General features: G+C 44.8%; 8 protein-coding genes and 1 pseudogene. All 9 read left to right on the top strand.

What is annotated here, in order from left to right; translation table 11 throughout:
* The first annotated feature begins 1 nt into the window (after position 1).
* Positions 2 to 2,683, top strand: a complete 2,682-nt coding sequence (locus GC097_RS11690) for a discoidin domain-containing protein (protein ID WP_171683479.1) — start codon at positions 2 to 4, stop codon at positions 2,681 to 2,683.
* A 157-nt stretch (positions 2,684 to 2,840) separates the two neighbouring features.
* Positions 2,841 to 5,150 carry a helix-turn-helix domain-containing protein gene (locus GC097_RS11685; RefSeq protein WP_171683478.1) on the top strand — a complete coding sequence of 770 codons (2,310 nt, stop codon included), beginning with the start codon at positions 2,841 to 2,843 and terminating at the stop codon, positions 5,148 to 5,150.
* Between the two features lie 383 nt (positions 5,151 to 5,533).
* A complete protein-coding gene (locus GC097_RS11680) occupies positions 5,534 to 6,397 on the top strand; it encodes an ABC transporter permease (RefSeq protein ID WP_246294148.1) in 864 nt (287 codons plus the stop codon).
* 3 nt (positions 6,398 to 6,400) lie between these two features.
* Positions 6,401 to 7,294 carry a carbohydrate ABC transporter permease gene (locus tag GC097_RS11675; RefSeq protein WP_171683477.1) on the top strand — a complete coding sequence of 298 codons (894 nt, stop codon included), beginning with the start codon at positions 6,401 to 6,403 and terminating at the stop codon, positions 7,292 to 7,294.
* A gap of 74 nt (positions 7,295 to 7,368) precedes the next feature.
* Positions 7,369 to 8,985 carry an extracellular solute-binding protein gene (locus GC097_RS11670; RefSeq protein ID WP_171683476.1) on the top strand — a complete coding sequence of 539 codons (1,617 nt, stop codon included), beginning with the start codon at positions 7,369 to 7,371 and terminating at the stop codon, positions 8,983 to 8,985.
* An 82-nt stretch (positions 8,986 to 9,067) separates the two neighbouring features.
* Positions 9,068 to 10,750, top strand: a complete 1,683-nt coding sequence (locus GC097_RS11665) for a DUF8769 domain-containing protein (RefSeq protein ID WP_171683475.1) — start codon at positions 9,068 to 9,070, stop codon at positions 10,748 to 10,750.
* A 584-nt stretch (positions 10,751 to 11,334) separates the two neighbouring features.
* Positions 11,335 to 11,559, top strand: coding sequence for a hypothetical protein (locus GC097_RS11660; RefSeq protein ID WP_171683474.1), 225 nt, complete (start codon positions 11,335 to 11,337; stop codon positions 11,557 to 11,559).
* 134 nt (positions 11,560 to 11,693) lie between these two features.
* A pseudogene (locus tag GC097_RS11655) lies at positions 11,694 to 13,623 on the top strand (fructose-1,6-bisphosphatase).
* A gap of 420 nt (positions 13,624 to 14,043) precedes the next feature.
* The gene (locus tag GC097_RS11650; protein WP_171683473.1) at positions 14,044 to 15,516 is read left to right on the top strand and encodes an amidase family protein; all 1,473 of its coding nucleotides are present in this window, start codon (positions 14,044 to 14,046) and stop codon (positions 15,514 to 15,516) included.
* Positions 15,517 to 15,623 lie beyond the last annotated feature (107 nt).

The following is a 15,623-nucleotide window of genomic DNA, read 5'->3' as shown; positions in this document are numbered from 1 at the left end:
AATGAGTTCCATCATTGTTGCTTCACTAGGGATTGACGCCGCTCAAGCGGCGTCTGGCTCTGGCGATAAGCTATTAAGTGGAAATAAGCTTGGGGGTACATTATTCCCTGCTGATACTAAGGCAATCGCTACGGGAGCTGCCTATTCATGGCTTACGGAAGGGACGAATGCGACAGATGCGGCTCTAATGGCAACAGATGATCCAGCGGCTCCGCATATGACAGATGGCGGCAATGGACCTGAGGCTAGTTACAGTAGTGCGACCAGCCCTGCACCCGGTTCCATTAAGGGAGGAACGCTCATCTATGACCTTAAATCGGTCTATCAAATTTCCACGGTGAAGGTATGGGCAGAAACAGAAGCTGATAGCGGCATGAAGGCTTTTGAAGTTTGGGCAAGTATCGATGGTTTGAATTTCAACCGAGTAGGAATTAAAGAGAATACCAACGGATTGGGTTCTGGATTTGCAGCCGTTACCTTAGAGGTATCACCTATTATGTACGCCAAATACCTCAAAGTTATGATGCAAAAGGACGCTGCCAAGTCAATCATGAGGCTAGGAGAGGTAGCGGTATGGGGGGATACGCCAGAGCCTATGGCTATATTGAGCAATAATTTCTTGAGGGCTAGCGGTCCATATAACACATCGGTTCCTAAAATTGCGACCAATGCAACCTACGAGTGGATAACCGATCAACCGTTTGTGACGCAAGCGGATTTAATTAAAACCGATAACGATTCCAAAAATGATGGTGCTGGCGGTTACCCTGATTTAATCGATGGATCAAGCACTGAAACACAGGCCGATTATACGGTAAATTCAGCTTGGTCCTCACAGGGGAAGTTTGGTACAGTGGTTTTCGATTTGAAAGATGTTTACCAGATCGGGAAGATCGACGTATGGACTAGAGCAGCTACCAGTCCGGTATTCATGGATGGGTATGAGGTTCTCGTCAGTACGGATGGCGTGAACTACTCGTCTCTTCATTATACGCCTAACGAAACCAAAACCACCGTCAATGCAATCACCAATACGGTATCCTATGGCGTGCCTGGCAAGTATGCCAAATATGTAAAAATCATTATGCACAATGCCAATAACTCGCAGCAGTTGACGATTGGTGAAATTGCAATATGGGGCTGGAAACTGTATGACGCAACTCTTCCAAAAAAGTCAGTCCCTGATCAAGTAGCATTCAGCACGGAATTAAAAAACTATAGTACGCTATATCTGGATTGGTCGAGCTATAACAGCGTGGTTAACCAAGTAAACAAATATGCCGTTTATGTAGACACAAAAGACTTTACATCGACCGCAGGATTAACCCCCGTAGTTACAGCTGAAGCCAAATCTATAGAACAAGTAGGTAAATTTGTTTCTTATTTTGCCTTGAAGCCAGAGACGACTTATTATGTAGCCGTGACTCCGTTTAGTACCACAGGGGACGAAAGAAAGGATGTTAAGACCCTGAAGATTACGACGCCATCCGTTCTAGGCGGCGAGAAGGTAGGAGATATTTTTGCCATCAACGATGCTCCTTATGGCGGTGGGAACTATATGCATCATGGGGAAAACGAAGATCTGTTTCTGATGAATAAGTTACAGCTGCTTAGGGATCTCGGAGGAATTAACAAAAATAGATGGTGGGATCACAGCAATACGATGAAAACGCTATATGGAAAATCCGGTCTTAATTTTCATTATTTTTACCATGGACCTAGCTACGTAGCGGCAGATAATAAAGGGGGAGCTTATACGTTCTCTACGTATAACGAGCCGGATTTGGCCAAAAGAGATCCCGCTGGGGCTGCTGCCACCATCAAAGCCAATCAGGAAAGCTTAAAGTCGGTTAGCAGTAAAAGCTTGCTTGTGGAGCCTGCTATCGCTGGGGTTGATCGCTTATCTCCGACTGGAGGTTTGAATTGGCTGGACGATTTCTATAATTCGGATGGACAGAATGGCGCACTGGTCAAAACCTATTTTGATGTGATGGACGCCCATCCGTATATCAAATACGAATATGCACCTGTACCTGGGCTCGATGCTGGTACGCCAGAGAAGTTGATCGACAAAATAAAGGAATTAAAAGAGGTCATGGTCAATCATGGCGACGCTGACAAGCCGATTGTATTTACTGAGCTTGGCTGGAGCACCTATTCGGGGGGCGGCTTTCTGAAGAAGGTCGATAGAGCCACACAAAGAAACTACGTGGCTAGAGCTTATATGCATGCCATAGCAGGTGGAATTAAAACATTGCACTGGTACTCATTTGCCGATGATGGAACAGATGCAGCTAACCTAGAACATAATTTGGGGCTGATCGATTGGAATGGTAAAGCGAAAGAAAGTTATTTCGGTTACTATACGATGATTAGAGTGCTTAAAGACGCCGAGTATCTAGGTGCCGTATCGAATGTTAACAATCCTTATTATGGCTATCAATTTTGGGATGAAGGCAAGAACCGTTATATTACCTCCTTATGGGATGCGGCTTGGACGACAACAAGTGCCACTTCCAAAACAGCTAAGATCGCTACCACAGATGAAGGAGTAATGGTGATTGGAATTGATGGCAGCTATAAGTATGTGGCTGCAGTTTCGGGTTTTGTAAACATCCCGCTTTCGGGGGCTCCCGTTTTCATATATTCCCAAAAAGGTTTAAGTGTGACGTCAATTCAATAGTAACTGGCCAGAAGCTGCCCGCTATAAGAACGGGCAGTTTTTTTATATGTTAGATAGGCTGGTAAATTTTGTGATTCTGCGCTTATGATTATGCTACAATAGCACAATAAAACTACGCTGCCGAATGAAAGAGCCAGCGAAGACTTTGGAGGCGATCATGAGAAATAGCATTTCAGGAAAAGCCATGATCATATATGGGATCGTATTCATGTTGATTATCGCGCTGACCTCTTTGCTTTCCTATACCAGTACGGTGGGCAAGCTACAGAAGGACTTGAACGATACCAATCTCGCGCTGCTCAAACAAGTCGATTCGAAAATGGAGGCGACTTTCCGTCAGACAGAAAAGGACTTGCTTTCCATGACCGAGAGCCTGGAATTTACGTATTTTATGAATAATAGTTATAGCGATGAGCCTCAACGTTTTGGCGTTTTTTACACGTTGACAACGAAGTTGAAGGATTTTATTGGGAATAACCCCAATTATGCATCTGTGTTTGCTTATTCGCATGTAAGCGGAGATTTGATGACGGAAGCAACTTATTTGAAGCAGACTTCTAAAGAGTTCAACTGGTTAAGTCAATATGTAGATATGCCTGAATATTTCAAGTGGTTAAGCACCCAAAAGGTGTGGGATGGCAAAGAAACTCAGGATGTAGTCACCTTGGTACGCAGCTTTCCTTCTCTCAGCAGTCCGGGCTTCCGAAAGGGGCTTACGGCTATTAGCATTAAAGAAGATCAATTATTTCGCTGGACGAAGGAAATTTATGAGGGCAACCATGCTGGCCATATTTTTATTCTGGATGCCCAAGGCAATGTGGTTACGCATGACGACAAAACGCAGCTTTATCGAAATATGACATCGTTACCCTACATTCAACAAATTTTGTTGGACGAAGGAAGTGGCTCCTTTAATGTGAAGCTCGACGGTATTCAGCAATCTGTTTTTTATCGGACATCCAGTTATACGGGTTGGAAGTTCGTGAATATTATTCCTGTATCCGAGTTTTTTGAGCCGATTAAAGTTACGCGCAACTTGCTGCTGGTATTTGCTATCGCTATGTTCGTATTAGCTCTTGGCGCCTTATTTTATGTGAACCGTTGGACCTTTAGGCCGTTGGATCGATTGGTTGGTAAATTATCCGGTGTAAATAAGGGAAGAGGGCAGGGGAATGAACCTATAGGCCTTAGTAATCTGGAGCATGCTTTTGATCAGATCCTGAAGGATCGGGATTATTTGGAGCAGCATATGAGGGACTCTAAACCAATGCTGAAATGGAGAATCATGATGGATCTGCTTCATGGCGATCGATCGGATTATCATGTGGTGAATCATCATATGGAATTGCTCGGGATCCAGATGTATCCAGAACGTTATGTGGTATGTACGGCCGAGATTAGTAAGGAGGGGGAACGACTCTCTCCAAGGGACGAAACACTGTATACTTACATGTTCTGTAATGTGGCAGAGGAGCTGATTCGTACGGAGCATGCAGGAGCTGCTATTGATTTGGGCGGCGGTCGCGCAGCAGTCATTATCAGCTTCGCAGAAGGCGATTTGGAGCAAAATCATCTAAGAACGTTAGCCATTTTTGAGTTAATTCTGGATGTGATGAAAAAGCAATTCGGCTTAATTGTTACGGTTGGTGTCGGAAAATGCCGCATGGAGATGAAGGAAATTCCAGCTTCATACGATGAATCGCAAAAAGCGCTCCATTACAAAATGATTTTCGGTAAACATTCCGTCATTTCTGTGGATGATCTGCAATCACCGGACCGACCTGATTATTACAAGCTCAGCCGAATGACAGATCCCGTGATAGATGCGATGAGACAGACAGATCGAGGCAAGATGCTTGCTCATCTGTCAGCTACTTTTCGGGAGGCGGTGGAAGGCAATCTTCCCCCTGAGCTTATTCGGCAGTTGTGTTACGATCTCATTATGAAATCACTTCAGTCTGTCAACGCTATTGGGATCGAACCAGAAATGTCCCTAGGGCCTCTGACGAGCGTATATGACAGGATAGCAAGGTGCGAGAACTGGAAGGAAGCGGAGCAGCTCGTAGGTGATATTCTCAATGAATTGGCTTCTCAGATTGAGGGTAAGCGAAACCAACGTGGCAAGAATGATACGATTGATCGGATGCTTGAATATATTCGGGAGCATTACCACGAGCATGACTTGTCCTTGGACCGATTGGCTGAGCTGTTCCACCTGAGCCCTCCTTATATCAGTAAATTATTTAAGGAATACACGGAAAATAATTTCATTGATTGTCTAATCGAAATTCGCATTAAAGCTTCCTTGGAGCTATTGAAAGATAAATCAATTAAGGTAAACGACGTATCGGAGGCTGTCGGATATACGAACACAAGAAGTTTTCTCCGCACCTTTAAGAAATATACGGGCTTAACGCCAACGGAATACCGGGAACGCATGTTGAAACCGGAGCCTGCCGGGCTATAACCATACCTGCAAAGATGGCACCTCCTTCTAACAAAGGGGTGCTATTTGTGTTTGAAATCGCAAAAACCCGCGTCATATCTGGGTTTTTACTGCGTTTTAATAAGAAAGTGAACCCGTATTAAAAAATGCGAAGCCCTGTTTCGTAAAAAAATGAACGGGTCTTAGAATGCGTCTGTAGCCCTCTCAGGCTTTTATGTTTTATGATCAAGGCATCAACAGGAAATAACGATGCAGACGAAACATTGAAGACGAGAGGGTGAAGAAACATGCAGGATAAGCTTCCAAGTCCGGTCCATGGATATTGGAACATGGAAGCCGCTAGCGTAGTCCCGCTGAAGAAAAGGACGAGATGGAAAAGCCTAAAAAGAGATAGAGCACTATATATGATGCTGCTGCCTATAATCGGCTTTTATCTTTTATTTAAATACGCGCCAATGGCAGGAGAAATCATTGCATTCAAGGATTACCGGTTAATGGAGGGTATATTCGGGAGTCAGTGGGTAGGGCTTAAGCACTTTAAGATGCTGTTTGAGAGTATGGACTTCTGGAGGGTGCTGCGCAATACGTTGATGCTGAATATATACAGCCTCGTGTTCGGATTCCCAGTGCCAATCATGCTGGCTCTTCTATTAAATGAAGTTCGCAAGGATTGGTACAAACGACTTGTGCAAAATTTGCTATATGTCCCTCATTTTATATCCTGGGTCGTTTTGGGTGGTATTATCATTGCGATGCTGTCGCCTAGCACAGGTGTGGTGAACATCGTACTGAAAAATGTGTTTGGCATAGAGCCCGTCTATTTCATGGCTAATTCGGGTTGGTGGCCGGTCGTGTACACCTTATCCTCCATTTGGCGGGAAGCGGGTTGGGGGACTATCCTTTATCTAGCGGCTATGGCGGCTATAGACTCACAGCTGTATGAGGCAGCCAAGATTGACGGAGCCGGCAAGCTGAGACAGATGTGGCATGTTACGCTTCCAGGCATTCGGAGCACGATAGCGATCCTGCTTATTCTCCGCATGGGGCATATGATGGACGTAGGTTTGGAACAAACTTTGGTTCTTCAAAACAACTCTGTATTAGACGTGGCGGATGTGATCAGCACGTACGTGTATCGTGTGGGTCTACAGAACATGAGCTACAGCTATACAACAGCCTTGGGCTTATTCCAATCGGCAATTGGGCTTATTCTGGTCATCAGCGTTAATCGCATGATTCGAAGCTTTGGCGAACGGGGGTTATGGTGAAACATGGACAGTGAATTTCGCGAAAGCTTCTTCCATAGATTCTGGTCGGTTATTAATTATTACTTGTTAGGCGTCTTGTCGCTTATTACCTTGAGCCCATTTATCTATGAAATTGCAGCCTCCTTTAGCAGCAGTCGAGCTATCACATCCGGAGAGGTGTTTCTGTGGCCAGTTGAGTTCAATACCATCGCCTATCGGCGATTGTTTGACGATGGACAACTGCTGGTTGCTTTAAAAAATACGATCTTGATTACCGTGGTCGGGACGGCCATCAATATTACGATGACGATCTTGGCTGCGTACCCTTTATCTCGAAAAAGATTATTTGGTCGTAATACGCTGCTCATGTTTGTCACCTTTACGATGCTGTTTGTTTCGGGAATGATACCAAATTTCATTTTGATCGATAAACTGGGCTTAATGAACTCCTACTGGGCATTGTGGCTGCCGGCTGCTCTCAGCACTTACAACCTGTTCGTGATGAAAACCTTCATGGAAGGTTTGCCCGAAGAAATAGAGGAGTCAGCCGGATTGGACGGTGCTGGAGACTGGAGGATTCTGATTCAAATTATTCTCCCTCTATGCAAGCCCATTGTGGCAGCGATTTCACTCTTCTATGCGGTTGGCTGGTGGAACTCGTATTTCAGCGTCCTTCTGTATATTACCAAATCGACGAGTTTGAGCTTAATGGTTAAGCTGTACCAGATGATCAACCAAGTGGATCAGAATCTGCTTAGTAGTGGCTCAGGAAGCGAAGGAGTTGAAGCAGTGCTCCTAACGCCGGAAGGTATTAAAGCGGCCGCTATCGTTATTGCAATAACACCGATCCTATGTGTTTATCCGTTCCTGCAGAAACACTTTGTTAAGGGTGTTTTAATTGGTTCAGTCAAAGGCTAATAGGAATGGTTGGTATCTCAGGGTACAATGCCCTTGATATAATAATATTTATAATGAATAAGGGGATGAAGCAAATGAAAAAAATGATCGCTATATGGAAACCAACCTTGGCTACTTGTCTGACGATCTATGTTCTTGCTGCTTGCAGTTCTAATGGTTCTACAACGGGTACAGCTTCCTCACCGGCACCTAGCGCAGCAACATCAGCATCAGCATCAGCAGCACCAGCAACAGTAGGCCCGAAAAAAGAGATTAGTATTACGATGATGGACCGTGGTCAAGTGGCTACGGAAGAAGGAAGCTACGAAAATAATCGGTGGACTAAGTGGATCAATGCGAATTCGCCAGCTACGCTCAATTGGGTGCCCGTTGCCCGTAACCAATACCAGGCCAAACTGAATACGCTTGTGGCCTCTGGAACAGCACCGGATCTGATCTGGGAATTCGATCGGAACTATCTGGCGCAGCTCGCGAACCAAGGTGCTATTCAACCTATAGATAGCTATATAGAGAAATACAGCACGACCTATAAAAAGTATTTGCAGGAGCATCCAGAGCTTAAGTCTGCCACGACAATCAATGGAAAAATGTACGCTTTAACCAGTTCACGAAGTCCTGATGCTATTGTCAATCATGGTATTTGGATCCGGCAGGATTGGCTCGACAAGCTGAATTTGAAAGCGCCTACGACGGTGGAAGAATTAATTGAAGTGGCGAAGAAATTCAAGGACGCGGATCCGGATGGCAACGGCAAAGCGGATACAACGCCTATCGTCTTTAACGGAAATGCGGTGCAAATTATGCGTGCCTTCTTCTTTACCAATGAGAATCAATGGTACCTGGAGGAAGGGAAACTGAAGTTCGGACGGACTTTGGATCGGTACACGGATTCTCTAGCATTTCAGAAAACCCTCTTTGATCAAGGTTTGATCGATAAGGAATATATTACCGACAATAACTTCCAGCGCGCTCGTCAGATGTGGACTACAGGTAAAGCGGGCATTTACTTCGGTAGCTGGAACATGTCGACAGAGTATGCCGATTTAATGAAAAATGTGCCCGATGCGAAGATGGTTCCTATGGAGCCGGTATCTTCCAAATACGGTAAAAACGGCTTGTACCAGGAGCTTCCAGCGAATGTATTGGTAGCATTCAACAGCAAGATGAAGGAAGACAAGATTGAGTCAGCCGTTAAATTTATGGATTGGATGCTGGATAAGGGCTGGTTTACGATGAGATTTGGTGAAGAGAATACCCATCACAAGTTAATAAACGGAGTACCTCAAAAAATAGATGCTGACAAATTCCGTAAGGAAGTCAGCTATGCCAATGAATATGCAGTCTTAAGTCAATGGCAAGTGAAGCCGGAATGGTTCCCGATCATGGAAGCCCAGGATGCTGTATCCCAAGCTTATGCGAAACAAAAAACCGCTTCATTGGAAATCAACATGAAAAATAAATACCGCCGTGACATAGCATTCAGCCCTGATCTGCCAGAGGTTAGCCAATTGATCGCAACGTTCCATCCGATTGCTGTACAGATCGAAACCAAAATTATGACAGGCGGCAGCTCCGCAACTCCACAACAGGGCATGGAGGAGCTTCGCAAGGAATGGAAACGTCTAGGTGGAGATAATGTAGAGAAGTTGGCACAAGAATGGTATGAGAAGAATAAAGACTCCTTGAAATAATAGTAGATATGAATCAGCGGAAGCCTGTTCCATAGGAGCATGGATATCCGCTGATTTATTTTCCGGAAATGGAGAGATCATGATGAATCAGAGTATGCTGTTATTGAAAAAAATAGTTGTATGGAATGAGCAATATGACCCCGAGTTTGCAGCGCTGCGACAGCCGCTCAACAGCAATACGTATCATACAACCTTAAGACCGAGTACCACGCCCACTGCGCATGGGACCTATAATGCGGCTGTTTACGCCACAGCTTTACTGGACTCTGAATTGCCGGAATATGAAGAGAGAGCTTTCCATGTGATTCGGGGTTTGCTGCCGCATCAGGATCAGGATACTCAGAGCGACACTTACGGCATCTGGCCTTGGTTCTATGAAGAACCGCTTAGCCAAATGTCGCCGCCTGATTGGAACTGGGCTGATTTTATCGGTAAGCAGTTGGTACTGATCGCCTTGCGTCATGGCAAACGTATTCCAGACGATTTGAACGAGCAAATTCGTCATGCGGTATGGTGTGCGTGCGAATCTATCGTGCGGAGGAATATGGGGGCGCATTACACCAACATAGCGATTATGGGTTCTCTGGTTACCTTGATTGCCGGCGAGCATTATGGCTGGAATGTGTTTGTTGACTATGCGTTAGACCGATTAAAGAAAATACAAGCACATGTAGAGCAACTGGGGAACTTCCAGGAATACAACAGTCCCCCTTACACGAAGGTAGCAATTATTGAGCTGTCTCATATTCGTCAAGCTACACGTATTCCTCTTGCGAAGGAGCTTGCCAATTCATTGCTGGACCGGGCATGGTTTACCGTGGCGGAGCATATTCATCCGCAAACGATGGAATGGGCAGGCCCTCACTGCCGCAGCTATGGCGCTTTATTGCGAGAAGATGAGAAGGGGTTTCTGCAGCTAGCTACCCAAGGTAAATTACGTTATTACCCAGACGATGAAGTTCCTTATGATACAGGTTGTTATGGGAATGATATCCGGTGTCCTGAGGATTATATACCTTTCTTAATAGGTATGGAGAAGCGGGTCATTCGGCAGCGGTATTACCTGAATTACGAAAGTGGTTTGGAAAAATGGGCATCTACCTATATTACACCAGCCTATAGCATTGGGTCATTTAGTGAGGAGATCATGTGGAACCAGACAAGACCTGTGATCGGTTATGTGAATCATGAGGGGAAACCCGTATATTTTCGCTTTCGCTTCTTGCATGATGGATACGATTATTGTTCGGCTGTTATCAAGAGCTCGCAGGAGCAGGGTGATTTATTGCTCGGTGTTCGGTTCCTTACCGAGGGAGGCGATACCCATCCGAATTTAGATCGGATTGATGGTTCTATTCAAGCAGCGGATTTCCGCCTGCGGCTTGAGTTCGGAGGTCATTTGGAAGGAATAGTACCTGATTTAAATGGAGCTGAAGCAAGCGTTAAGATAGGGGATACTCAGGTTCAATTGCGTTCGCTGTACGCCATCTTTGGAGAGGAGTCCGCCAGCTTAGCATGGCGTGTATCCCAGGATCAGAGTGCGTTTGGTTTGGATCTGGTGCTCTATGAGGGTGAACCGAAGGTGATAGATTTTCATACCATTCAGAGGGCTGCTCTGTTGCTTTCCTTAAGCTTGGGAGATGAGTTGATGGTTCCCTCCTTCCAGATTACAGAGACGGAAGATTCAGTAACAGCTGCGCTGGACTCGGGGGAAGAAGAGGCCATGAGGATGGTATCAGTTCCGCTGAAACCAAGGCACTATTAAAAACTACGGGATAGCCTCAACCAGAAGGGGAATCGCAGGAGGTGATCACAAAGAATATCGAGGAAAACAAAAACGGTCATATCGCGAAATAGAAGCGAATACGGACCGTTTTTTCTTGTTGTTTAAATGAGGGTGACGGGTGAGCCAGTTCAAGAACGCTTTCTTCGATACTTTGAGAACTCTCCATTACCGGTCGGAATCAACGTTGTCGTTACGCTAAAGAAAGAAAACGTCATGGCGTGGGCACCAGTAACGTCGGCGCCGGCTCCATTGAAAGATTTAGAGATTTGAGTTGGCGCCATAATTATTACCGATTCACCGTTGATTATGGTCCCTGAGTTAGTGACTACTTTAGAGGCACCGATTATAGATGGCATCTGCATCAACCCTTATCCTATTGATGTCTCTATTATATGTGAGTTTGGCCTTTTTGCTTGGTTGAGTGAACAGGTTCAGACCCATTTTTCACGAATTTTAATTTAGAACCTTCTACACTGCTAAAAAGTCTGACTCATAAATTGAGTCTACCTGAGTTAGGAAAGTATTCGCAAGATTGGGAATATGAAAGTGCAGATTCATCGAGAGTGAACGAATTTGTCTCATTCTACGAAAGTGCTGAACTAAACCCAAGTGAAAAATTCGCATTAATGAGCTTGATCATATCTTCATTTGATGACGCAGTGACAGAAGGAAAGATCGAAGATGGAATTTGGGAAAAGATAATCAGGGGGGAGCAGATCGCCGCGGCCGGCAGCTGTTCCCTTTTTGTTAAAGTGCGTGAAGTTTCAGTTATAATAGCTGTTAGTTAGAGTACCAAAGGGAACCTCGGAAACCTAATGTTTTTCCCTTTACTGTTTACACTAAGCTTAAAGGTACGCGGCTAGCCCCATTTAAAAAACCTCTCTTATACATCACCATATTTCCTTGAAGGGGGACATCTGTTTTGGATGCACAGTTTCTAGATTTATTGGCCCAGAAATATGATACGGAAGAAAAAGTTGTAACGGAAATCATCAACCTTGAAGCAATCTCCAATCTTCCCAAGGGAACTGAGCATTTTGTTAGTGATTTACATGGGGAGTTCCAGGCTTTTCAGCATGTACTAAGAAACGGTTCGGGTACCGTAAAAGAGAAAATCAAAGCCTTGTTCAGTGAGGTTTGGACGGATCATGAAATCAATGATTTTACGGCGTTAGTTTATTATCCGGAAGAAAAAATACAGCTGGTTAAAGGAGACCTGTGCAATAAACAAGCCTTGAACCGATGGTACAGACAAACGATTGAACAAATGCTTAAGCTCATTACTTATGCCTCTTCCAAATATACGCGCTCGAAATTGCATAAAGCTCTGCCGGAGCAGTTTGTATATATTGTAGAAGAGCTTCTATACAAGACGGATTCGACCAACAATAAGGACCCTTATTATGAGGAAATATACCGGCAAATTATTTCCTTGGGCCAGGCGGACAAGCTCATTATCGGCCTTGCTTATACGACCCAGCGCCTGGTGGTTGACCATCTTCATGTGGTCGGAGATATCTATGACCGCGGGCCGGACCCCGATAAAATTATGGACACGCTGATCAACTACCATTCTGTAGATATTCAGTGGGGGAACCATGATGTCCTGTGGATAGGGGCCTATGCGGGTTCCCTAGTCTGCCTTGCGAATATTATCCGGATCTGCGCAAGATACAACAATCTGGACATCATCGAAGACGTATATGGAATCAATCTTCGCCCACTGCTGAACTTGGCGGAGAAATACTATGATGACAATCCGTCCTTTAGACCGAAGCTGCAGACCGACCATAACAGTTCGGAGCAGGAAATCCTGCAGATTACCAAAATTCATCAAGCCATTGCCATGATCCAGTTTAAGCTTGAAATCCCTTATCAAGAGACGCCCATACTTTAATATGTCTGAAAGGCTTTTGCTTGAGCAAATCGATTACGACAAAACTGAATTCAAGATCGGCGGAAAAACTTACCCGCTGGAAAACACCTGTTTCTCAACCGTAAATCCGCAGCAGCCTGAAAAATTGCTCGAGGAAGAACAGCAGGTGATGGAAAAGCTGCTGTTCTCCGTTCAGCATTCCGAAAAGCTGGCCAGACATATGAATTTTTTTATGAAAAAGGGCAGCCTTTATCTAAAATACAACGGGAATTTGTTATTTCACGGCTGTATTCCTTTGGATGAAGAAGGAAACATGGAAGAAATGCAGATTGAAGACAAGAAGTATTCGGGCCGTAAGCTGCTCGATGTTTTTGAATATTATTTACGTTACGCCTTTGCGCATCCGGAAGAGACGGATGATCTGGCTACGGATATGGTATGGTACATCTGGACAGGGGAATGTTCTTCGCTCTTTGGAAAGAGAGAAATGACCACCTTTGAACGGTACTTTATCCAAGATAAAGAAACCTATAAGGAGAGAAAGAACCCTTATTACCATTTGCGTGAAAATGAGGAGATCTGCCGGAAAATCCTGCTGGAGTTTGATATGAATCCGGATCATGGACATATCATTAACGGCCACACGCCAGTTAAAGAAATCCGTGGAGAGAACCCCGTTAAAGCAAACGGAAAAATGGTTGTCATTGACGGCGGTTTTTCCAAAGCCTATCAATCCACAACGGGCATCGCCGGATATACCTTGTTGTATAATTCCTTTGGCATGCAGCTCGTTGCCCATCAGAAATTTAATTCAAAAGAAGATGTGTTATGTAACGGAACGGACGTATTGTCTGTAAAAAGGCTGGTGGACAAAGAACTGGAGCGGAAGCTGGTGAGGGAAACCAATGTCGGGGAGAAGCTGCTGCAGAAAATCTCAAATTTGAAGAATCTCCTGGAATATCGCTACATGAAATGAAACAACTGCTAAATGAAACAACTACCTGACTCCTTTGAAGAAAATGTGGTCACTTGATATCAAACTGGGTGGAATTAATAATTTTTCGGCGATAGAAGGGATGGAAAAGAGTTAGCGCATACTTTGGCAGCGCCAAAATGAATGATGAGTTTGATAAAATTGTTGCACGTTACGGCAAGGCACGTGAAATGTTGTAGCAAGAGTTCCCTTTTGAGTAACAGAAACAATATGAGGTTGCGGTGTCATTAAGATGTAACACAGATTGCAGCGTCAACTGCATCTATACGAACGAGCATGATTGTTGTAGTTGATTTTGATTATAACAATAATCGCTCTTTAATCAGAAAACCTCACGTGTTACCGTTAAAGAAGAAAGCGGTGATAATGGCACTAACAAAGCCATATTGAAGGAGCGTTTGAATGCAAGACATACTAGAGAAGTGGATTATTGAGGCCGATTTCAACAGAATGCAGACAGCCATGGAGTCAGGCAATACGACATCAGAAAATCTTATCAACGTTTATTTAGAACGAATTCAAAGGTATTCTGTGCTAAATACGATCATCGAAATCAATCCTGATGCCTTCGACATCGCGCGCGCATTAGATAAAGAACGAGCATTCATGGGAAGTCGAGGGCCACTGCACGGAATTCCCCTTTTATTGAAGGATAATATTGATACCGATGATAACATGCACACAAGCGCGGGAGCTTTAGCTCTAGCGGATTCCTTCGCAGTGGAAGACTCCTGGGTGGCAGTGCAGCTTCGTTCAGCAGGGGCTGTTCTTCTAGGGAAGGCGAATATGACCGAGTGGGCAAATTTTATGTCTTCCACTATGTGGGCAGGTTATAGCTCAAGGGGCGGGCTAACTTTGAACCCCTATGGACCAGGGGAATTCTTTGTCGGCGGATCCAGCTCAGGGTCGGCAGCGGCTATAGCGGCAAACTTGGCAGCTGCAGCTATTGGAACAGAGACAACCGGGTCTATTATTTGTCCAGCGAGCCAAAATTTCATCGTCGGATTGAAGCCGACGGTCGGTTTAATTAGTCGAGCGGGGGTCATCCCGATCTCGAATAGCCAAGATACCCCGGGCACTATGACTAGAACGGTAGAAGATGCAGCCATTTTGTTGGGAGTAATGACAGGCATCGATGAACGGGATCCTAGCACCTTCAAAAGTGTAAACCGCTCGTATAAGGATTATACGCAGTTCCTCGATCGAAGCTTTTTGAAAAAAGCTAGAATTGGTATCCCGAGATTTTATTATCAGAATTTGGATCCAGAGAGATTAGCGATCATGGAATCAGCCATAGCCCTCTTAAAAAAGGAAGGAGCCACCGTTGTTGACCCTGTTTCTCTTTCTTGTGAGCTGGTGAACTGGAGTTTTGATGTTAAGCGTTATGAGTTTAAGAAGTATGTCAATGATTACTTAGCCAAACTGCCCGCATCCGTACCTGTTCATACGTTGTCGGAATTGATAGCGTTTAATCATAATCATGCGGATGTTGCTTTGAAATATGGTCAATCCCGCCTAATTTGGTGTGACGAAACATCCGGTTCGCTGACGGAGCCAGAATATCTGGAGAGTAAACGAAAGAATGAGGAGTATTCCCGTGCTCAAGGAATCGACGCTGTGTTAGAACAACACGGTCTGGATGCCTTATTACTGCCTGGTAACTACGACGGTACGGATATCGCGGGAAGGGCGGGATACCCTTTAATTACTGTCCCAGCTGGGTATGCATCTGTAGGAAGCACGACATCGGAGGGCTGGATTACAAAAGGACCGTTCGGTATTGTCTTTTCCGGCACTGCTTATAGCGAGCCTATCCTAATCAAGCTTGCGTATGCTTATGAACAAGCTACGAAGCATCGGATTCCTCCAGCATGAAAAGAAAATCCTCTCCTGTCCTATCGGGAACGATAGCTGAATCAATAGAAGAAGGCGGCCATTAGATGGCTGCCTTTTCTCAACTTGCTTGAAAGAACGATCAAGCT

It is taken from the genome of Paenibacillus planticolens (assembly GCF_013141725.1).
GTDB lineage: Bacteria > Bacillota > Bacilli > Paenibacillales > NBRC-103111 > Paenibacillus_E > Paenibacillus_E planticolens.
Note: the sequence above shows the minus strand (reverse complement) of the source record. Positions and strands in the feature narration are given on the sequence as shown.

What these genes read in the sequence shown, in the direction of transcription:
- GC097_RS11690 (WP_171683479.1), top strand. Translation starts at nt 2, where the DNA reads ATGAGTTCCATCATTGTTGCTTCACTAGGGATTGACGCCGCTCAAGCG.
- GC097_RS11685 (WP_171683478.1), top strand. Translation starts at nt 2,841, where the DNA reads ATGAGAAATAGCATTTCAGGAAAAGCCATGATCATATATGGGATCGTA.
- GC097_RS11680 (WP_246294148.1), top strand. Translation starts at nt 5,534, where the DNA reads ATGATGCTGCTGCCTATAATCGGCTTTTATCTTTTATTTAAATACGCG.
- GC097_RS11675 (WP_171683477.1), top strand. Translation starts at nt 6,401, where the DNA reads ATGGACAGTGAATTTCGCGAAAGCTTCTTCCATAGATTCTGGTCGGTT.
- GC097_RS11670 (WP_171683476.1), top strand. Translation starts at nt 7,369, where the DNA reads ATGAAAAAAATGATCGCTATATGGAAACCAACCTTGGCTACTTGTCTG.
- GC097_RS11665 (WP_171683475.1), top strand. Translation starts at nt 9,068, where the DNA reads ATGAATCAGAGTATGCTGTTATTGAAAAAAATAGTTGTATGGAATGAG.
- GC097_RS11650 (WP_171683473.1), top strand. Translation starts at nt 14,044, where the DNA reads ATGCAAGACATACTAGAGAAGTGGATTATTGAGGCCGATTTCAACAGA.